This is a genomic window from Vicingus serpentipes (assembly GCF_007993035.1).
Taxonomy (GTDB): Bacteria; Bacteroidota; Bacteroidia; order Flavobacteriales_E; family Vicingaceae; genus Vicingus; species Vicingus serpentipes.
On record NZ_VOOS01000001.1, the window covers coordinates 503,222 to 522,917 of the forward strand.

Annotated in this window: 19 protein-coding genes; 9 read left to right on the forward strand and 10 right to left on the reverse strand. The window is 30.1% G+C overall.

The genetic code is table 11. The features are described 5' to 3' along the window. Window positions 1-5: 5 nt before the first annotated feature. Window positions 6-1,952, forward strand: a complete 1,947-nt coding sequence (locus FRY74_RS02250) for a tetratricopeptide repeat protein (RefSeq protein ID WP_147098191.1) — start codon at window positions 6-8, stop codon at window positions 1,950-1,952. 74 nt (window positions 1,953-2,026) lie between these two features. Here FRY74_RS02250 and FRY74_RS02255 read toward each other — a convergent pair whose 3' ends face one another. Continuing rightward, entirely contained in the window at window positions 2,027-2,887 is an 861-nt protein-coding gene (locus FRY74_RS02255) for a Cbp1 family collagen-binding glycoprotein adhesin (RefSeq protein WP_147098193.1), read from the reverse strand. An 87-nt stretch (window positions 2,888-2,974) separates the two neighbouring features. Between FRY74_RS02255 and FRY74_RS02260 the strand changes: the two genes are divergently transcribed. Both FRY74_RS02260 and FRY74_RS02265 read left to right on the forward strand, forming a co-directional pair. Further along, the gene (locus FRY74_RS02260) at window positions 2,975-3,412 is read left to right on the forward strand and encodes a PaaI family thioesterase (protein ID WP_147098195.1); all 438 of its coding nucleotides are present in this window, start codon (window positions 2,975-2,977) and stop codon (window positions 3,410-3,412) included. Window positions 3,413-3,499: 87 nt separating this feature from the next. Continuing rightward, window positions 3,500-3,847 carry a SiaC family regulatory phosphoprotein gene (locus tag FRY74_RS02265; RefSeq protein WP_147098196.1) on the forward strand — a complete coding sequence of 116 codons (348 nt, stop codon included), beginning with the start codon at window positions 3,500-3,502 and terminating at the stop codon, window positions 3,845-3,847. 45 nt (window positions 3,848-3,892) lie between these two features. Here FRY74_RS02265 and FRY74_RS02270 read toward each other — a convergent pair whose 3' ends face one another. Further along, the gene (locus FRY74_RS02270) at window positions 3,893-4,084 is read right to left on the reverse strand and encodes a hypothetical protein (RefSeq protein WP_147098198.1); all 192 of its coding nucleotides are present in this window, start codon (window positions 4,082-4,084) and stop codon (window positions 3,893-3,895) included. A 142-nt stretch (window positions 4,085-4,226) separates the two neighbouring features. Here FRY74_RS02270 and FRY74_RS02275 point away from each other — a divergent pair, with 142 nt between their 5' ends. From FRY74_RS02275 to FRY74_RS02295, 5 genes are read left to right on the forward strand one after another with little or no spacing between them, the layout of a single operon-like run. Beyond that, a complete protein-coding gene (locus tag FRY74_RS02275) occupies window positions 4,227-5,969 on the forward strand; it encodes a M61 family metallopeptidase (RefSeq protein ID WP_147098200.1) in 1,743 nt (580 codons plus the stop codon). Next, the gene (locus FRY74_RS02280; RefSeq protein WP_147098202.1) at window positions 5,966-6,475 is read left to right on the forward strand and encodes a dihydrofolate reductase; all 510 of its coding nucleotides are present in this window, start codon (window positions 5,966-5,968) and stop codon (window positions 6,473-6,475) included. The genes FRY74_RS02275 and FRY74_RS02280 overlap by 4 nt, the downstream gene beginning before the upstream one ends. 30 nt (window positions 6,476-6,505) lie before the next feature. After that, window positions 6,506-7,312, forward strand: a complete 807-nt coding sequence (locus tag FRY74_RS02285) for a hypothetical protein (protein ID WP_147098205.1) — start codon at window positions 6,506-6,508, stop codon at window positions 7,310-7,312. Between the two features lie 6 nt (window positions 7,313-7,318). Next, window positions 7,319-8,158, forward strand: a complete 840-nt coding sequence (locus FRY74_RS02290; protein WP_147098207.1) for a flavin reductase family protein — start codon at window positions 7,319-7,321, stop codon at window positions 8,156-8,158. Window positions 8,159-8,161: 3 nt separating this feature from the next. Continuing rightward, window positions 8,162-9,553, forward strand: a complete 1,392-nt coding sequence (locus tag FRY74_RS02295) for a short-chain fatty acid transporter (protein WP_147098208.1) — start codon at window positions 8,162-8,164, stop codon at window positions 9,551-9,553. Here the strand turns inward: FRY74_RS02295 and FRY74_RS02300 are convergent. Genes FRY74_RS02300 through FRY74_RS02310 form a run of 3 tightly spaced genes read right to left on the reverse strand, consistent with a single transcriptional unit; the run spans window position 9,550 to window position 12,837 of the window. Further along, window positions 9,550-10,785 (reverse strand): ABC transporter permease, encoded by a 1,236-nt coding sequence (locus FRY74_RS02300; protein ID WP_147098210.1) that lies wholly within the window; start codon window positions 10,783-10,785, stop codon window positions 9,550-9,552. The two genes, FRY74_RS02295 and FRY74_RS02300, sit on opposite strands and share 4 nt — an antisense overlap. Beyond that, window positions 10,785-11,891 (reverse strand): glycosyltransferase, encoded by a 1,107-nt coding sequence (locus tag FRY74_RS02305; protein WP_147098212.1) that lies wholly within the window; start codon window positions 11,889-11,891, stop codon window positions 10,785-10,787. Before FRY74_RS02305 ends, FRY74_RS02300 begins: the two co-directional genes overlap by 1 nt. 1 nt (window position 11,892) lies before the next feature. Continuing rightward, window positions 11,893-12,837: a lysylphosphatidylglycerol synthase transmembrane domain-containing protein gene (locus tag FRY74_RS02310; RefSeq protein WP_147098214.1), complete on the reverse strand. Its 945-nt coding sequence runs from the start codon at window positions 12,835-12,837 to the stop codon at window positions 11,893-11,895. Window positions 12,838-12,851: 14 nt separating this feature from the next. Here FRY74_RS02310 and ruvC point away from each other — a divergent pair, with 14 nt between their 5' ends. After that, entirely contained in the window at window positions 12,852-13,406 is a 555-nt protein-coding gene (gene ruvC, locus FRY74_RS02315; RefSeq protein WP_147098216.1) for a crossover junction endodeoxyribonuclease RuvC, read from the forward strand. Here the strand turns inward: ruvC and FRY74_RS02320 are convergent. The 5 genes from FRY74_RS02320 to FRY74_RS02340 all read right to left on the reverse strand — a co-directional run bounded on the left by FRY74_RS02320 (window position 13,403) and on the right by FRY74_RS02340 (window position 19,679). Beyond that, entirely contained in the window at window positions 13,403-13,795 is a 393-nt protein-coding gene (locus tag FRY74_RS02320) for an HIT family protein (protein ID WP_147098218.1), read from the reverse strand. The genes ruvC and FRY74_RS02320 overlap by 4 nt on opposite strands. Next, window positions 13,795-14,268 (reverse strand): transcription elongation factor GreA, encoded by a 474-nt coding sequence (gene greA / locus FRY74_RS02325; protein ID WP_147098220.1) that lies wholly within the window; start codon window positions 14,266-14,268, stop codon window positions 13,795-13,797. Before greA ends, FRY74_RS02320 begins: the two co-directional genes overlap by 1 nt. A gap of 77 nt (window positions 14,269-14,345) precedes the next feature. Continuing rightward, entirely contained in the window at window positions 14,346-15,428 is a 1,083-nt protein-coding gene (locus FRY74_RS02330) for a PorV/PorQ family protein (RefSeq protein WP_147098222.1), read from the reverse strand. A gap of 40 nt (window positions 15,429-15,468) precedes the next feature. Then, window positions 15,469-17,604 (reverse strand): hypothetical protein, encoded by a 2,136-nt coding sequence (locus FRY74_RS02335; RefSeq protein WP_147098224.1) that lies wholly within the window; start codon window positions 17,602-17,604, stop codon window positions 15,469-15,471. Beyond that, window positions 17,517-19,679, reverse strand: a complete 2,163-nt coding sequence (locus FRY74_RS02340; protein ID WP_147098226.1) for a hypothetical protein — start codon at window positions 19,677-19,679, stop codon at window positions 17,517-17,519. The genes FRY74_RS02335 and FRY74_RS02340 overlap by 88 nt, the downstream gene beginning before the upstream one ends. Between the last annotated feature and the right edge of the window lie 17 nt (window positions 19,680-19,696).

Genomic DNA, 19,696 nt, shown 5'->3' on the forward strand with positions numbered 1-19,696 from the left:
GTTCTATGAAAACTAGACTAATAAAATATTGTTTTATTAATTTTTATCTATTACTACTTTTCATAAACCTTCCTCAGCAATCTTTTTCAAATGAAAAGATTGTAAAATTAGAATCAAGTTCTTTAAATCAAGACACTTCCAAGGTAAATCTGTATATTGAAATTGCTCAAGATTACATTGACACCAACTTTGTAATGGCACTAAAATATGCCCAAAAAGCAAATAACTTATCCCAAAAAATTAATTATCAAAGTGGATACATCACAAGTCTTAGGTTGCTTTCTGATGCAAATGATTATTTAGGTAGATATTCTGAAGCTCAAGAGATTAATTTCAAAATGTTAGATCATTACAAAAAAATAAATGACGAGGAAGAAATACATTCTACCAACATAAATATTGGAATTATAAATTATTACCAAGAAAATTATGACCAATCTATTGACTACACATTTAGGGCTTTAAGCTATTATCAAAATAAAGATGATTTAACAGGTATTTCAATTTGCTATAATAACTTAGCTAATGTATATTCTGATAGATTAGACTACAAAACAGCACTTAAATATTACTTTAAAGCATTAGCTTTAGATGAAGAAACAAATAATAAAGATGGTATAGCATTAATTAAAGGAAATATAGGTGAAGTTTATATTGAACTACAAGAATTCGATAAAGCTCTTAAATTCTTAGAAGAAGCTTTAGCTATAGCAGAAGAAATAAATGATCAATGGCAGCAAGCTAATTTAATGTCTGGACTCGGTAATTTATTATTTAAAAAAGGTCAACAAGAAGATGCTTTGAATTATTTGTTTAAAGCACTTGAGATAAATCAAAAACTTGGTGCTGTTGCAGAACAATCAGAAATTTATCAAATAATCTATCAAGTTTATGAAACTAGAAAACAATTTGATAAAGCGTTTTATTATCTTAATTTATACACTTCTTTAAACGATAGTGTTTACAATAAAGAAACTGTAGATAAGATTGCTGAAATGAATGCAATTTATGAAATTGAAGAAAAAGAAGAAGAATTAAGAAATCAAGAGGAATTAGCCGAATATCAAAAAAATCAAAAAATCGCACTAATACTTAGCCTTGTGTTATTGTTAGGTATCGTATTCATTTCAATTCGTGGTAATCTCACTAAAAAGAAAATAAATGAAACACTCGCTCAACAAAAGATTTTAATTGAAACCAAAAACAGAGACATTACTGATAGCATTCAATATGCTAAGCAAATACAATCTGCTATACTCCCATCTGATGAAACTATAAAAAAATTGTTTGCTAGTAATTTTGTTTTTTACAAACCAAAAGATATAGTAGCTGGTGATTTTTATTGGGCATTAGAATTACCAAATCAAATTTTATTTGCCGTAGCAGATTGTACTGGTCATGGTGTCCCAGGCGCAATGGTTAGTGTAGTATGTAATAGTGCTTTAAATAGAGCTGTAAAAGAGTTTAATCTTAACTCACCTGCAAAAATCCTGGATAAAGCAACTGAGATTGTAATTGAAACCTTTGAAAAAAGTAATTCAAACATAAAAGATGGAATGGATATCGCTTTATGCTCTTTCGATAAAGAAACAAATGAACTAGAATATGCTGGTGCAAATAATTCAATTTATTTAATTAGAAATGGAGAATTAATTGAAACCAAAGCCGATAAACAACCTGTTGGAAAATTTGTAAACAGCAAACCTTTCACCAACAAACAAATTAAATTAGAAAAAAACGATAGCCTATATCTTTTTACTGATGGTTATTCAGATCAGTTTGGAGGCCCAAAGGGTAAAAAATATAAATACAAAGCATTTAAACAGCTTCTCATAAATATCCATAAAAAAGCTATGAATGAGCAAAAACAAATTATATATAAAAGCTTTATTGATTGGCAGGGTAACTTAGAGCAAATTGATGATGTTTGCATTGTAGGCATTCGGATATAGTTTTAAATTCTTAAACATAAAAAAACTCCAAAGGTGTCTTTGGAGTTTTTTTATTTGTAATGTGTTAACTTTCTTTATTCAACAACAATTACTAAGTACTTTGAAGCTGACCAAAACTTATTTGCATCTATAATCACTAATTTTTCTATCATATCGTCAGTCCCTTCTAATTTATATGAATCTGCAGGGTGATTAGTAATCAATTTTGCTTTTTTACTCATTAAATCAACTTGTTGAACTAAAGTTATATCTATTTGAGTAAAATATTCTTTATTAAAATCATCAGAAAGTTTAGTTGTTTTGCCTAAGCCAATAAATCCACCTTCCTTAGTAACAACACCTTTTTCTTTTAATTCTTTAGATGTTCCATAACAATAATAAGCTGTATTTAATTTATCTGTTTGCTCTCCAAGTTCTTCTATTCTATTATTGTACTCCTCGAATAAAACTCTAAGTTGAGCATTTGCATTTGCCAATTGGGTTTGTAAAGTTCCTATTTCAGCATCTTTATCTTCAATTTGTTGCATTAAGTTTTCAATCATTTTTTCTAACTCAGCTACTTTTAAATTCGATTTTTTAAGTTTCGAATTTAAGTTTGCCATCTTCTTTTTGTTATCCTCTAACAATGAATTGATTAATGTGATGTCTTCAACAATCTTATCCTTCATACTCTCATTAATCTCCCCATTACTCATATCAATATTTGTATTGATTAAGTTTTCTTTCTCTTTAATTACAGCAAGATTATCATAAATCTCATTCATCGATTTCATGTATTCTTCAATCTGTCCATCTTTTGCTGTTGAGCCTCCTTGTAATTCATGATTTTGTTGCTCTAAATCAGCAATTTTATTTTCTAGTTCGTCTGTATTACAAGCAAAAAATAGAGTTGTAATAAAAATTAATGCAATTGGTTTAAGTTTGTTTAAGTTCATTTTTAAAGTTTTAATTTTACATACTAAGTTAGTAAACATTATAATACGCTTGTGTTATTTTTCTAATATTACTTAACAAACACTCAAATGGAAGATTTAATCAGAATATACAATCAGGTAAACAATTTTGGAAGAGATAACCATTATGAATTAAACATTATTGAAGAAGGCTTAATTCATTATGAAATGACTATTGAAGAAAGACATTTAGCAACTCCAACAGCTGCTCATGGTGGTGTTATTGCTGCTTTTATGGATGCAGTAATTGGTGTTGCAGCACTATCTGCTATTCATAAAGAGGGTAAACTTGCCTCAACCATAGAATTTAAAATAAGTTATTATCAACCAGCTTATTTGGGAGATAAACTTAAAGGAATTGGAAAAGTTGATAAAAAAGGCAATAGAATTATTTTTACTACTGGTGAAATTTATAATCAACACAACGAAATAGTTGCTAAAGCCATCGGCACTCTTAACGCTTATCCTTTTGAAAAAGGAGATATAGCTAAGAAATTAAACAAATAAGCACCTACATCTAATAATTCCATAACAATATCATAAAATTAGTTAGTATAAATATTAATACTTTCCTTCTAATTTTGAAAAAAAACAATGGAAAAATTTGAACTTAAAGAATCAATTAAAATACCTAGAATATTAATTGATTATAAAAATGGTAAAATCAGAATAACAGGAAAATCTTCTTTAAATAATCCTGATGAACTTTACCCAAGACTTATTGACTTATTTCAATTGTACATTCAAAACCCACAACCTGTTACTTATGTATTAATTGATTTAGAGTTTTACAATGCAGAATCTGCAAAGTATTTATTTACAATAATAGAAATGCTAATTGACTTGCATCAAGAAAAGAAAAGCCAATTAAAAATTACTTGGCATTACGATCCAGATGATTATTCGATTATTAATGACATTAATAAAATTGTAACCACTTAAGTTACAACATTAATGCTCTAGCTTACGAATTAGCTTAGGTATTTATTATTTTGCTATATAAATAGGTGTTAAGCTATATTGATCACCAAAATTAGCTGACACCCATCTTTTTAACTCCTCTACTTCTTCTTCTAGTAAGTACTGATAAGCTTTAGCCAATTCTTTTTTAAACAATTTCACATCAAAGCTAACCTTCCTTAATAATTCCTTAGAGTACTCTAACATATTTTTAGCCATAATTCGTTTTATTTAAAGTTATTAAATTAACAAAAAAATCTTCCACTTAAAAATTAATTTTTGATTATCATATTCAATAACATAATTATTCACTAATTATTATTGATTAACTTCGCATTTAACATTTATTAAGATTAACATAATGAAAATAGCGCTATTTATACTCTCTTTTTTTACTTTAAGTTTCATTTCTGCTTCAGAAATTAATTATGAAGTTTCTATGCCCGAACCTCATACACACTACTTTGAAGTGAAAATGGAAATTATTGATTATGAAAAAGAATATGTTGACATTAAAATGCCTGTTTGGGCTCCTGGCTCTTATTTAGTTAGAGAATTTGCAAAAAGTGTAGAAAATTTATCTGCTAAAGCAAATAATAAATTAGTGTCTACTGAAAAACTAAATAAAAACACATGGCGAATTCATAGCAATAATGCTAAAAACATATCAATAACTTATGCTGTTTATGCTTTCGAAATGAGCGTAAGAACAAGTTTTTTAGATGCTTCTCATGGTTATTTTAATGGTTCAAGTATTTTTATGTTTGTTGAAGAATTAAAAAACAACCCCATTTCTCTTTCTATAATTCCATTTGAAGGTTGGAAAAAAGTTAGTACATCATTAACTTCTGTTGGTGACTTTAAATATAAAGCACCAAACTATGACATCTTAGTTGATTCGCCTGTTGAAATTGGTAATCATATCACTTTTAATTTCAGCTCTGCTGGAGTAACTCATCATGTTGCTATGTATGGTGAAGGTAATTATGATATCGAAAAATTAAAAGTTGATATGGCTAAAATCACTCAAGCTGCAACTGATGTTTTTGGTGAAAATCCTAATAAAGAATATACATTTATTATACATAACTTAACTAAAGGTAGTGGTGGATTAGAGCACTTAAGCTCTACAACATTACAAGTTAATAGATGGACTTATGACGAAGATAATTATAAAGGATTTTTAAGTTTAGTTGCTCATGAATATTTCCATTTATGGAATGTTAAAAGAATTCGCCCAATAGAACTTGGTCCTTTTGATTATAATAATGAAAACTATACTGACTTGCTATGGGTAATGGAAGGTTTTACAAGTTACTATGATGAATTATTGTTATACAGAGCTGGAATCTATACTGAAGATGAAATCATTAGTAAATTCAGAGGGTCTATAAACAATATCGAAAACCAACCAGGCAACAAAGTTCAACCAGTTGCAGATGCAAGTTTTGACGCATGGATTAAAGCTTATAGACCTACAGAGAATAGTTATAACACAACTATTTCATATTACACTAAAGGTTCTGTTATTGCTAATATGCTAGATTTAAAAATAATTAATTCCACTAATGGGGAAAAATCACTTGATGATTTAATGAAGTTTTTATACTCCGAATATTATAAAAAAGAACAAAGAGGATTTACTTCCTCAGAAATTAAAAAAGCAATTGAAAATATTTCTGGATTAGATCTGACCGATTTTTTTAAAAACTATATTGATGGTACAGAATCTTTCGATTACCCAACCATTTTTGGTTATGCTGGCTATAATATAGAAACAGTATTAAACAAAAAACCAAGTCTAGGTATAAGTTTGAATTACAATACTATATCAAAAGTAACCCGTAATAGCTCTGCTTATGATGGAGGTTTAAATGTAAATGATGAGATAATTGCTATAGATGGATATCGAGTTAATGGCAAGCTAGATGAGTTTATACAAAATAAAAATGTAGGTGATACTATTAATGTATTAATCAGTAGAGATGAAATTATTCAATCTTTTGAATTCCCTCTAAAAGAAAGAGGTAATACCTATTATTATATCTTAAAAGAGAATAAAGAAATGAATTCAGTTTGTAAAAAATGGTTACGTCAATTATGAAAATTTCACTAATAGTTGCCATTGCAAAAAACAATGCTATTGGATTAAACAACGATTTACTCTGGCGATTACCAAATGATATGAAGTACTTTAAAGAAATAACTTCTGGTCATCATATCATTACTGGCCGTAAAAACTACATCTCCATACCACAAAAATTCAGGCCACTACCGAATAGAACTAACTTGGTTTTAACTCGTCAAGTAGATTTTAGTGATGAGGGTAGCTTTATATTTAATGATTTAGAAAGTGCCATTGATTTCGCAAAATCAAATAATGAAACAGAACTTTTTATTATAGGTGGAGGACAAATTTATAAAGAAGCTTTGGATAAAAATTTAATTGATAAAATGTACATAACTCATGTTCATCATCTTTTTGAAGCAGATACTTTTTTCCCAGAAATAGATCAAACAGTATGGAAGGAAATAAATTCTGAATCTCATCAAATAGATGAAAAACATCCTTACTCCTATTCATTTGTTGTTTATGAAAAAATGAACTAATTTTAGTTTATCAATTAATCGCTTTATTTCATGAAAAAATTACTCATAATAGTACTATCTAGTTTATTTATGTTTATTGGGTGTAAAAAATCTGATAGAGATGATGATACAAGTACAAACTCTTCTGAAGACTATGCTTTAGCTACTGGGTTGGTTTACGATATTTTTAAAATTATTCACCAAGCATCAAGTACATCACAAGGAGTTGTTAGTGCCACTACACTTGATTCTACGTCAGTTTTTGGTTGTGATACAATTATTTTTGATGGTTCAACTAGTCCAAAAACTTTACAAGTAAATTTTGGTAATTGCTCTACTTCAACTAATTTAAGAAGCGGTTATATTACTGCTAGTTACAATGGCTTTTACGATGATTTAGGAACAGTAACCTCCATCTCATTTAATGACTATATTTTAAATGATTTCACTTTTATTGCAGGAACAATTACATCTCAGTTCAATGGGATAATAAATAATTATCCTACTTATACTATTACTTTCAACGAAGTGAAAATTAGAAACAATCAAAATCAAAAAATATTTTATTCAGGAAGTTATCAATTAAAAATTATCGATGGTGAATCTACTCCATTGTTTAATGATGATATATATGAAATTACTGGATCTACTTCTGGCAGAGCTTTTAAAGGCAATGCCTTTACAGCTCAAATTGTAAATAAATTAACACTTAATGGTGATTGTAATTGGGTATCTTCTGGTCAAGCATTAGTTAAACCAGAATCAAAAGATACAAGGGCTTTGAATTTCGGAAGTAGTTGCGACAATAAAATAACAGTAACACTTTACGAAATAAATTATGAACTTGAAATGCCTTAATTTTTTATGTTAACGATAGATCCAAAAGAAATTCCAGTACCAAAACTTCACCATTATTTATTGGGAGCTATAGGTCCAAGACCAATTGCTTTTGCAAGTACAGTAGATAATAATGGAAATAGAAATTTAAGTCCTTTTAGCTTCTTTAATGTATTTAGTGCTAATCCACCTATATTGGTTTTTTCTCCTGCGAGAAGTGGTAGAACAGGTGAAACCAAAAATACTTTTGACAATGTAAAAGAAACAAAAGAAGTTGTTATTAATATAGTGAACTATGATATTGTTCAACAAATGTCTTTATCTAGCTCTCCTTATGGAAAAGATGTTGATGAATTTATAAAATCTGGGTTAACTCCAATAGCTTCAGAAACTATAAAACCATTTCGAGTTAAAGAATCTCCAGTTCAATTTGAATGCAAAGTAAATGAAATTGTTGAGTTAGGTCAAAATGGAGGAGCTGGTAACTTGGTTATATGTGAAGTTTTAAAAATTCATATTAATGAAGAGGTATTAGATGAGAATGGAATGATTGATCAACATAAAATTGATCTAGTTAGCCGCATGGGAGGTAATTGGTATTGTAGAGCTAATGACGAATCTATGTTTGAAATTCAAAAACCTATTACAACTATTGGTATTGGAGTTGATGCAATTCCTTCTGAAATAAAAAACAGTAAAATATTAACAGGTAACGACTTAGGATTATTAGGAAGTGTTGAATCAATTCCTTCTGAATCTGAAATTTCTGCTTACCCAACTATTACTGGAGAAAAACATCATGAAGCAAAAAAATTAATTGAAAATGGTGAAATTGAAAACGCCTGGAAAGTACTTCTAAGTAAGTAATTCATGAGTTTTAGCGATAAATATTCTAAAGTATTTAAATACCTACTTCCTGCTCCTTTTACAATTGCCGTAATTCTTACAATAGTTACATATTGTATTGCTTTGGTATTTACTTTACCTAATAAAGCTAGTTTCTCTGCTTATAGCTATAAATTACTTCAATTTTGGGATGATGGTGTTTGGAATTCTGGCTTAATGGTATTTGCCTTGCAAATGATGCTAATGTTGGTTTTAGGACATGTATTAGCATTAACTAAACCCGTAAATAAAATTATTTCTTTGGCAGTTAACCATTGTAATTCAACAGCTAAAGCAGCCTCTTTAGTTACTTTACTTACTGTAATTGTAGCACTTTTTAACTGGGGCCTGGGACTTATTTTCGGAGCTATTTTCGCAAGAAAAGTTGCTGAACATGCCAAAAATAAAAGCATTAAAATTAATTACCCACTAATTGGTGCAGCTGGATATTCAGGTTTAATGGTTTGGCACGGAGGCTTATCTGGTTCTTCTTTAGCAAAAGTTGCTGAACCAAATCATATAAAAGAAATGATGTCTGGTATTTTTTCTACTGAACAAATTAATCTTTTACCTAATCAAGTTTCATATTGGGAAACCGTGGGTTCTTCAATGAATTTAACCGTAATGGCATTATTAATTGTTGTTTTACCTATTTCAATGTATTGGTTAGGTAAAAAAGTACATTCTAAAAATTTCAATATAAAAATAACTGATAAAGATTCAAACCCTCAAAAAATAATTACTGGAGCTGAGAAACTAGATCACTCTTCGTTATTTTCTATTCTTTTTGGAGGGATAATATTTATCTATATTATTTTTAAAATAAGATTTGAATACGATAATAATATTTTAGCATTTTTCAATCCAAATAACATTAATTTATTACTATTAGCGCTAGCTATTTTATTACATAAAAACTTTACTAAGTTTTTAGAAGCAACTGACGATGCTATTTCTGGTGCTGCAGGAATATTAATTCAATTTCCGTTGTATTTTGGTATTATGGGAATTATGAAAAATTCAGGGTTGGTTGGAGAAATATCTGATTTTTTTGTACAAATATCTTCTGCAACAACATATCCTCTTTACACCTTTTTAAGTGCTGGCTTAGTAAATATTTTTGTCCCTAGTGGGGGTGGACAATGGGCTGTTCAAGGTCCTATTATTATTCAAGCCGCTACAGAAATGGGATTATCTCTTCCTAAAAGTATAATGGCTTTAGCTTATGGAGACCAACTTACAAATATGCTTCAACCATTTTGGGCATTGCCTTTATTAGGAATAACAGGTCTTAAAGCAAAAGAAATTTTGCCTTACACACTTTTTTTAATGATAATAGGAGGATTTATTTATTTAAGCTGTTTAATAATTTTTTAAACTGCAGGTAAATCATCTACTGATTTTGAATCTAAGGCATCTCTAAGGGCGTTTCCTACGAGCACAAATGCCAATACCATAATAATAATAGCAATACCAGGTAAAACAGCTAAATAAGCGTCTCCAGTAATTATATAACCTTTGTGCTCTGAAATCATTTTACCCCAAGTAGCCTGTGGAGGTTGTGCTCCAATTCCAAGGTAACTTAAGCCTGCTTCAATTAAAATTGCTGCTGCAAAGTTAATTGCCGAAATAACAATTACTGGCCCTAAAACATTGGGTATTATATGTCTAAAAATAATTCTTCCGTTGGTAAAACCTAATGCTCTACCTGCCTCAACAAATTCTTTTTCTCTAATACTTAAAACTTGACCTCTGACAACCCTTGCAACTTCAACCCACATTGTTAAACCTACAGCTACAAATACTTGCCAAAAATCTTTACCCAAAGCAAGTGTTATCGCAATTACTAATAAAAGTGTTGGGATAGACCAAACAACATTAATTACCCACATAATAACATCATCAACCCAGCCTCTAAAATAACCAGCTAAAGCTCCTAAGCTAATACCAATAAACAACGAAATAAATACAGAAATAAAGCCTACAGAAAGTGAAATCCAAGTTCCTGCCATTAGTCGACTAAGCATGTCTCTTCCATACTTATCGGTTCCTAAATAAAACTTTTTAGCTTCTATATTATTTGATATGATTTCTTTTTTAAGGTCATCAATGGAAATAGATAATTTACCATCTTCCACAGAATAAAACTCTAAATTTTGACTTGATTGAGCTACCTCATTATGATCTAACGGATAAACTACATCTGCTAAATTAAATTTGAGTATTTGCCCATTATTAACGTCTCCTCCAGTATATTTTTCTACAACAATATTACTTCCTTCAAAACTATAATCATAAATTGGTAAAGACTTATAACCTGTTTCTACTCCATTTGAAAACTTAGACCATAAGCTCGTTTTCTCAGATTCCCCATTTTTTCTAACATGTAAAATATCTACAGTAAAGCCAGGCTTTTTTGTTGTAATTTCAAGAATTTGATCATTCGCTTTTGGGGTAGAATCAGGACGGATAATAGGCCCTATTACAGCCACTAAGGTAGCCAAACAGATAATCGAAATTCCGAATAAAGCTAATTTATTCTTTTTTAACCGTTGCCAAGCATGGTAAGATAACGATTTCGAATATATTTCTTTTTTTTCTTTACTCATTAATATTTCCTGCCTTTCCATTCAAACTTCAAAAACATTGAAGCAAAACCAACAACTAAAATATAAAAAGGATAAAATAGTTGAACTGGTATAAAATACAACATCGATTTCTTTCGATTAAAAAATGCCGCAACCAAAAATAATAATATAAAATCAATAAGCCATTTACTTATCAATAAGAATATGTAGTAGTTTGTAAAATTTTCGCTTAATACTACTTGTGAATAGATGAATATTTGTAAAATATTTTGAAATAAGATAATAAGAGACAGCATTTTTAACATCTTACCTGCGTAAAATTTACTTTTTGAGGCCCATCTAATTCGTTGCTGAAAAAATTGGCTATAACTTATCATTGGATTCGTTTCAACAATAAAGTTTTTATTCAACAATCCTTTAATTGTAAGTTTTTGTTTAATAAACTTTTCTAAAAGAAAAACATCATCTCCTGAAGGGGTTTCATATTCATCATATCCTCCAACCAATTGATATTCTTCTTTTTTAAATGATAAGTTAGCTCCATTATTAAGAATAGGTTTATTAATTGCTAATAAACCAAATTGAAACGTCTGTATCGCTAACATATCAAGTTGTTGAAAAGCATTTAATAAGCCAACCTTTTCTTTAAAAACAATTGGTCCTAAAAGCATATCAACATCTTTATTAATGTTACTTACTAGCAACTTTAACCAATTTGGTGGCAAAACACAATCAGCATCTGTTGATGATATAACATTAAATTGAGCATTTTCAATACCTAATTTTAAAGCTTCTTTTTTTGAAGTTACTCCATTTGGAAGTGATAGTATTTTTAAATTTCCAATTTTTAAATCTTGTAATATTGTTAATGTATCATCTTCACTGTGATCGTTCACTACAATAATTTCATAGTTATTATAGTTAAAATCTTGATTTAAAATAGAGTTAATACATCTTTCTATATATTCCTCTTCATTTCTAGCTGCAATTACAATCGAAACTTTTATATCATTTATGTCATTGCAATCTTGTGTATCTATAATTTTATAAAATCCAAAAATAGATATGATTACAAATACCCCATAAATAGCTGTAATTAAAATTGATATGACGAGTAAAATAAACAACTTATTCTTTTAAAATAGTTAATTGATTTAAATTGAATAAACCCAAAAAAGCTGGTAAAGCAATGTTAATAATCCATAATAATAAAGAAGCTAAAATTATTGCAATTACATTATCGCTTACCATGCCAAAAACAAAAACTGCAACAGAGGTTCTCACTCCTATTTCTGATAATAATATTGTTGGAATAATAGAAGCTATAAGAAAACAAACAGGTATTAACATTATTTCTTGTATTTCATCTAAATGAATACTGAATGCTTTTAAAACTAACCAATATTGCAAACAAAAAACAGCATATCTAAGTGCACTTAAAATTAAAACATTAGCTAATTCAACAAATGAAAGTTCCTTAAAATCTTTAGAACTTAATTTATTTAAAATGGGGATTTTTTGAAAGAATGAAGGCATTTTTTGAAAGCTAACAAATAGCATACTCAACAACAAAACGCATCCGAATAAGACTAAAAATAGAAAATTAAAATAATAATTTTTAAAATAATGACTAGAAAAAAATAAACCTACAACTCCTAGCATAACTGTAATAAGCAACTGAGAAAATGCTCCTAAGGTAGTTAGCCAAACTAAGTCTTTACTTTTTTCATAACCATTTAATAACATAACTCTAGCTGGTATTTCTCCAACTCTATTTGGTGTAATTAAACTTATGGTAACTCCAGTTAGAACGAATTTAAAAGCTTTAAAAAAATTTATTTGAACATATTTTCGAATTATATATTTCCATTTATATGATTCTACCCCCCAGTTTAATAACATTAAAAACAAACTAACAACCAGATATTGGTATTCAACTTTTGTTGATTTAATATAGTTTAAGTTTTCTGCTAGGCCTGATTTAATTTTATAAACAATGAAAACAAAAGCAAACACACCAATTATAATCTTTAAGATTAAATTAAAATATTTGTATATTGTTTTTGTATTCAATAGTAAGCTAAATTGTGGTTAAAGATAAAATAATATTAGGAATTGATCCCGGTACAAATGTAATGGGTTATGGTATTATACATATAATCGACAATAAAATGACTTTGATTGCAATGGGTGCCATAGAATTAAACAAATTAAGCACCCACTTTTTGAAATTACAAAAAATATTTGAGCGTACTTCTTATTTAATTGACGAATATAAACCTGATGAAGTAGCAATTGAAGCTCCTTTTTTAGGTAAGAACCCTCAATCAATGTTAAAGTTAGGAAGAGCGCAAGGAGTTTCTATTGCAGCATCCCTTTCTAAAAACATACCCATAACTGAATATGCACCAAAAAAAATAAAACAATCTATTACTGGTAAGGGAACTGCATCTAAAGAGCAAGTTGCTGGAATGCTAGAAAATTTATTGAAAATAAAAATTGATGCAAAATACTTAGATGCTTCCGACGGATTAGCAGCTGCAGTATGTCATTATTTTCAAATGGGAAAACCCGTTTCAGAAAAAAACTACTCTGGTTGGGAAGCATTTATTAAACAGAATCCTAAACGAAGTAAATCTTAATTTTTTTTAATCAAAGCTAAAATTTCTTCAAATTCTTCTTTGGTCAATTGTATTTTCGGTTTCGAAAAATTAATGTCCTCAACACTCTGTAATGGTAATAAATGAATATGAGCATGAGGAACTTCTAATCCAATTACAGCAACACCTATTCGCTTGCAAGGTATTGATTTCTCAACTCTTTTTGCAACTTGTTGAGCAAATACCCAAAGTCGAGTATAAATATCGGTATCTAAATCAAAAATATAATCTACTTGCTTTTTTGGAATAACTAGTGTGTGCCCTTTTGCTAACGGAAATACATCCAAAATAGCAATAAATTCATCTGTTTCATCAATGATGTAACCAGGTATTTCTTTATTAATTATTTTGGTAAATATAGATGGCTCCATTATCTACTTATCTCAATAATTTCAAACTTAACAATTCCAGTAGGTACTTCAACTTCAGCTATTTCACCCAACGATTTACCCAATAAGCCTTTGCCTATTGGAGAATCAACAGAAATTCTTTTCTCTTTTAAATTTGCTTCTTTTTCAGAAACTAAAGTATATTCCATAACCATATTATTAGCTATGTTTTTTATCTTTACCTTAGATAAGATTAATGCCTTCGAAGTATCTAATTGAGATTCATCAATTACTCTTGCATTTGCAACAATCGTTTCTAATTTAGAAATCTTTAATTCTAATAATCCTTGTGCTTCTTTAGCAGCATCATATTCAGCATTCTCAGATAAATCTCCTTTATCTCTAGCTTCTGCAATTTGAGCAGAAACACTTGCTCTTTCAACATTTTTTAAATGATCTAATTCTTCATTTAATTTAGCTAAACCTTCAGCTGTATAGTAATTAATTAGTGACATAAACACGTATTTTAAAAGCGAAAAAGAGAACTCTAAAAAGAGTTCTCTTAAACCAATTTAATATTTTAATAATAAGATTATAAATCTAATCTAACTCCAATACTATGAGTTCCATTAAATCTCTCAGTCATTTCATATGCATAGTGTATACCAAATGTAGCTCCACCTTTTCCTAAAGGTGCTACAAATGAACCACCAAATGAAGGTCCTGTGTATGCTGTTGTTCTTTTAGCTGAATCAAACCAAGTAGTACTTTCAATAATATATCCTGCTCTTAACATAAACATATTTCTAAAACCGTATTCTAAACCAAGTCTGTATTGATCATTTGTAAATGAATTAGCAGTAAAGTTACCAGCTAAAGTTAATCTATGATCAGCTTTAATTTGATTAGATGAAGAGTCTTTAGTAGCAGCTAAATAAAAATCATATGAAGCACCAATATTTAGTAAAGATGGTAATTGATAAGCAGATGTTCTTCTTTCTTGAGTAGAAGAAACATTTGTATTAATATCAGTATTAGTAAAAGTTAAACCTTCACCAGATGCTTTCATTGTTGGTCCAACATTGTTTAAAGCAATACCAAATTTAATTCTATCATTTTCACCTGTAACATATTTAACACCTGCATTAAAAGCAACACCTCTACTAGTTACATTTGAAATAGATTCACTTACAATTCTAAGGACTATACCTCCAGAAATTCTGTCAGAAAAAGATTTAGCATATCCAATGTCAAAATTCAAATAACTAGGAGAAAAAGTACCTACTCCACCTTCTGGTAAATCTACAGTAGTAATATCTATGTCTCCAAAATTCATTGACATAATAGAGATACCTAAAACACCAGCCTCACCTAATTTTTGTGTTAAACCAAAAGAATTAATTTTTGTTTCACTACCAGATAACCAGTTTTTGTGAGTAAACATTAATTCAGTTTTATTAGTGTAAGCCAAACCAGCAACATTCAAATTCATTGCTTCTAGACCTATAGCTGAAGCTGTATTTGCACCGCCAAAACCAGCACTTCTAACCCATGGGTTAATTAGTAATTGTGATGCACCGGCTTCTCCTGCTCTGTCTTCATTACCTGCATACGAATTCGCAACAGATAAAACACCTGCAACAAAAAGAGCTACTATTAATTTCATATTTTTCATATGTAAAACTTTATATTTTGTAATCAGCAATTAAATTATATTAAAATCCTCCTAAATCAGTAGGTCTTGTAACACCGTACCATTTAATAATTTTTTCTCCAATACCCTCTGCATCAATATGTATTAAATACATACCTCCTGCAACAGGAATTCCTACTGCGTTCTTTAAGTCCCAATCTAAACTAGTCTTAGGGTCAGCTTTAACAAATCTTCTCATTAAAGTACCATTAACATTGTAAATAGAAACAACACATTCTTCAGGTAAATTAGTGATTTTGATTCTAGTATCAAGCTTACCTGATTCATATTCAGAATATGCATAATATGGGTTTGGAACTGCTTTAATTGTATTTAATCTTTCTTCAGCAACAGATAGTACATTCTTAAGAGAAGCAAATCCATCCATATTAAATTGATACATTGGTCTAGTAGCATTACCTATTGGTTCTGTATTAGAAGAATTAGCCGTTGTAAACATTTCATATGGTTTTTCAACTCTTAATTGAACAGTAGCATCAGAAGATAACCATGACTCACCTTGGTTTGTCATTGGAATTCCTGTCCAAATTACTTGATTAGCAACTGCATCTCTAATAGATTTTGTTACACTAATACCTGTAGGGAAAGTTCTAGGTATAGATATTAATGAATCGAATTCTTTAGATTCATCATATCTAGTGTTTAAAATATAAACATAGTGTCTACCACCTAAAACAGTATCCAATTGGAAAGCAGCAGTATCAAAATCAAATCTTCGTGCTGACGGATTTAATTGCATATCTCTACCATTATCGTTTGGTAAACCGCTATCTTCTCCAAATGCAATGTTTAATCTTTCTCCTGTTTCAACATTAACTGCATAACCTGGGAACCAACTCATTCCCATGCTTGGATTTCCATGCGCGTCTCTTACAACAGAAGTATCTACAGCATTAAAGTTTTTATCAACAGATGGCACTCTTCTTTTATCAAAAGGCCAAGCGTTATTTTCAGTTTTACCTGTATCAACTCCTGTTTCGAAAACAACACTTTTAGTCCATTTATTCTTATCTGAAGTAAATACGATATCTACTGATTGTAAATTAGCTAAGTTAAGTTTAGTGTTATTAGTAATAGATGCATAATATTTAGGTACTCCATTAAAAGGAACACCAACAATTATACCTGGAGCGTTATTTACTTTAGAACCAGATAAAGCGAAGTTATCTCCATTACCAGCAATAATAGATGCTGTAAGTGCGTATGGAGCCCATGTACCACTTAATAAGTTCTCATAATTTTGATTCGGATCGATATGCGTTCCAGCAACAATATAATCATTATATCCACTTAATACTGGAGGAGTAGCACCTGGAACATCGTAAGTTTGATTACCACTTCTAATCCAGTTTAATTCGTTCTCACCATCAATATCAAAAGCACCACCTAACCAATCAACTCCTTGTTGAGAATAAGATAAACTAGCACCTAATAAACCACTATTAGTTTCAAAGTTAACACCTGGCTCTACAACTTGTTTTAAGGTAACAGATAAACCTTGATCTAAAAACATTTGCTCATATCTTGATGCAATTGAAACATCTGAAATTACAGTATCAATACCACCTGCAGCATTAGGAACCAATAATCTCCAATAAGCATCATCTAATGTATTACCTGCTGGTGAAGACAAAGTTGAATCTAATACTTGTAATTTATAAGTACCAGCTGCAACATTTAATGGGTCAATAACTTTAACTGTAATTGGTCCATATCCAGCTTGATAAGTTGGGTAATTATTAAAGTTATTAGCTACAATTTGATCTTCAGAACTTGCTGTTAACTTCAATTCAATACCACCGTTACCTTGACCTTCAATTCTTGTAATTTCAGGTTGATCTCCATAATTAGAGTTAACAACTGTACCACCATCTTCAACAGTTGGATCATGAGGTATAGCAGAATATGCTGTAATACCACTACCTGTAGAATTAGTTCTACTTGCTAAATATGGCTTAAACTGACCTCCTAAAGAAAAATTTTGTGGGTCAATTTCTTGCCAGCTATTATGAGCATAAGCCATTGCAATAAAATGATACGTTTTATGATTTACAAGTCTCTTGTCAGTTCCTGTAGCAAATGCATCATTAGTAATTCTAAATGAATGTCTAATTCCTTTATTCTCACCGTTAACCATTTCGGAAGGAACATTGGAATTATACTCTTATCAAATTCATAATTTACTAATTGACCAATTTCATCTTCTTTATCAACTTGGGCAATTAATCTTGCAACTGCAGGGTCGCTTAACTGAGTAACTGAAACATTTCCAGTTTTAACCTGATAAATTTGATATCCTTGGAATTTATAATACTTTAAAGTATCTCTATCCGATTCTGGACCTTGGTATACACCATTTAATGTATCAGGAATAGAAATCGTTGCATCTTTAAGATTAGCAGATTCATTAAAGTTATTAGAAATAGGATTATTATTAGATAAATATATTATTAACTCATTTTCTAATTCTTGAATCGTAACATCTGGAGCATTTGGACCTTCTAATACTTTAAAACAGTTATCAAATAATGCTTGAGCTTTATCATCAGCTACTTGTAAATAAGTTATAGATGAAGTATTATCTCCATTTAAAGCTCTTGCATAAACAATACCAACAGTTAAATCATTAATAGCACCTGGTTCTAATGTAAAAGGACCAGCTGATTGTAAGAATCTTCTATCTCCAGCAGTATTGTTCTCAGTACCTTCAGACCAAACTGTAGGAGTAGGTGTAACACCTTGTGTACTCCAATGTAAAGGATCTGACTCTCCAGGAAAAATTAAATCACATGGTATTGCACCAGCTTGACCATCAGCAATACCTGTTCCATCACCCCCCCAAGACATTTGAGAACCACCAGAACCTGCTCTCCATTGTCCTTGAAGATAGTTATAGTAATCTAAAGCAGAACCTGGATCCCCATTTACTGGATCACCTCCAATGTTATAGTAAACAAATTTTTTCATTCCATAACGCTCATTATCAACAATACCATCACCATAGCCAATTCCTAACCCCTCATAAGGAATTCCGCCTTCAGCTATAGCTGTAGGAATATCAGTAGTTAACGGATTATCTTTTAAATCAGCATCAGCATAAGGTCCTTCAAAGAAGTCAACTCCAATTGCCGGAGGTGTTTGGCCATAACCAGTAACACCATTAGCATCTTCATCATCATTATCACCATTATAAGCATACCCTAAACCTCTAGAAGCATCACAACCAACAAAATCATCGTTTGAATTTCCTAAATCAGCATCAACCCATTGTCCAAAATATGTGTTTCCAAACGTAAAAGATGATTTATTAATTAACTCATAGTTATAAAAAGTCATGTCATTAATTTCATCATTCGTAGCAAAAGCAAATGCCTGCCCATGAATTTCCATACCAATAGGAGCTATACTACCAGATTCAGTATGCGTATTCCCTTTATCGTTAAATACAAACCAAATAGTTGTATCACCAAATAGTCTAACATCACGAGTTGCTCTACAATCAACATTACCTAATAAATCATATTTAGGGTAATCACCTGCATTTGGATCATAAAAACCATCTCCATCATTATCAAAGAAAGGAGCTAAATTTTGAGATACATAATACTGTTGTCCTGCCTGTTTTCTAACAGTGTTACCTCTTGCTGGGTAATTTAAAATAGAGTTTGGAATTGAATAACCAGGAAAAGCAGAAGGATCTGCATACCATGCTACAAAAGCATTAACTTCAGCTCTAGATATAGAAAAATATTGATCAAAAATCTGACATGTTTCAGCATCAATATCTGCTGTATTATCATCTAAAGGTCCAGGCCAAAAGTCATTACCTTGTCTAAATAAAGCAGCAGCAACTTTTACATTTCCAGATGGATCTTCTCCACCTATCCATAAACCAGCAGAATAAATTGCTGCATAATAAGGATCATCTTCTGTATTCTGTTTTGGTACTTGATAAGCCGCAATTGCAGGAGATACCGCACGGTTTTGAAAAAATGTTCCTCCAGTACCTTCTAATCTAGCTCTAATATTATTAAACTCTAATATTGCTACAGCAGCAGCAGGAGCACAACCAGCAGTTGGTGTAGGAATATCTCCTCCGCCTTTATTTCCATTAGTATTAGTAACTGCTGTTCTTGCATTTACCTTGCTAACACATAATACTGCCAAAAATGCAATAATTAGTTTAGTTGATATTTTACGTCCGTTTTGCATATCTATCTATAAAAAAT

Coding starts and splice junctions, on each gene's coding strand:
- FRY74_RS02250 (WP_147098191.1), top strand. CDS start 6: ATGAAAACTAGACTAATAAAATATTGTTTTATTAATTTTTATCTATTA.
- FRY74_RS02255 (WP_147098193.1), bottom strand. CDS start 2,887: ATGAACTTAAACAAACTTAAACCAATTGCATTAATTTTTATTACAACT.
- FRY74_RS02260 (WP_147098195.1), top strand. CDS start 2,975: ATGGAAGATTTAATCAGAATATACAATCAGGTAAACAATTTTGGAAGA.
- FRY74_RS02265 (WP_147098196.1), top strand. CDS start 3,500: ATGGAAAAATTTGAACTTAAAGAATCAATTAAAATACCTAGAATATTA.
- FRY74_RS02270 (WP_147098198.1), bottom strand. CDS start 4,084: ATGGCTAAAAATATGTTAGAGTACTCTAAGGAATTATTAAGGAAGGTT.
- FRY74_RS02275 (WP_147098200.1), top strand. CDS start 4,227: ATGAAAATAGCGCTATTTATACTCTCTTTTTTTACTTTAAGTTTCATT.
- FRY74_RS02280 (WP_147098202.1), top strand. CDS start 5,966: ATGAAAATTTCACTAATAGTTGCCATTGCAAAAAACAATGCTATTGGA.
- FRY74_RS02285 (WP_147098205.1), top strand. CDS start 6,506: ATGAAAAAATTACTCATAATAGTACTATCTAGTTTATTTATGTTTATT.
- FRY74_RS02290 (WP_147098207.1), top strand. CDS start 7,319: ATGTTAACGATAGATCCAAAAGAAATTCCAGTACCAAAACTTCACCAT.
- FRY74_RS02295 (WP_147098208.1), top strand. CDS start 8,162: ATGAGTTTTAGCGATAAATATTCTAAAGTATTTAAATACCTACTTCCT.
- FRY74_RS02300 (WP_147098210.1), bottom strand. CDS start 10,785: ATGAGTAAAGAAAAAAAAGAAATATATTCGAAATCGTTATCTTACCAT.
- FRY74_RS02320 (WP_147098218.1), bottom strand. CDS start 13,795: ATGGAGCCATCTATATTTACCAAAATAATTAATAAAGAAATACCTGGT.
- greA (WP_147098220.1), bottom strand. CDS start 14,268: ATGTCACTAATTAATTACTATACAGCTGAAGGTTTAGCTAAATTAAAT.
- FRY74_RS02330 (WP_147098222.1), bottom strand. CDS start 15,428: ATGAAAAATATGAAATTAATAGTAGCTCTTTTTGTTGCAGGTGTTTTA.
- FRY74_RS02335 (WP_147098224.1), bottom strand. CDS start 17,604: ATGGTTAACGGTGAGAATAAAGGAATTAGACATTCATTTAGAATTACT.
- FRY74_RS02340 (WP_147098226.1), bottom strand. CDS start 19,679: ATGCAAAACGGACGTAAAATATCAACTAAACTAATTATTGCATTTTTG.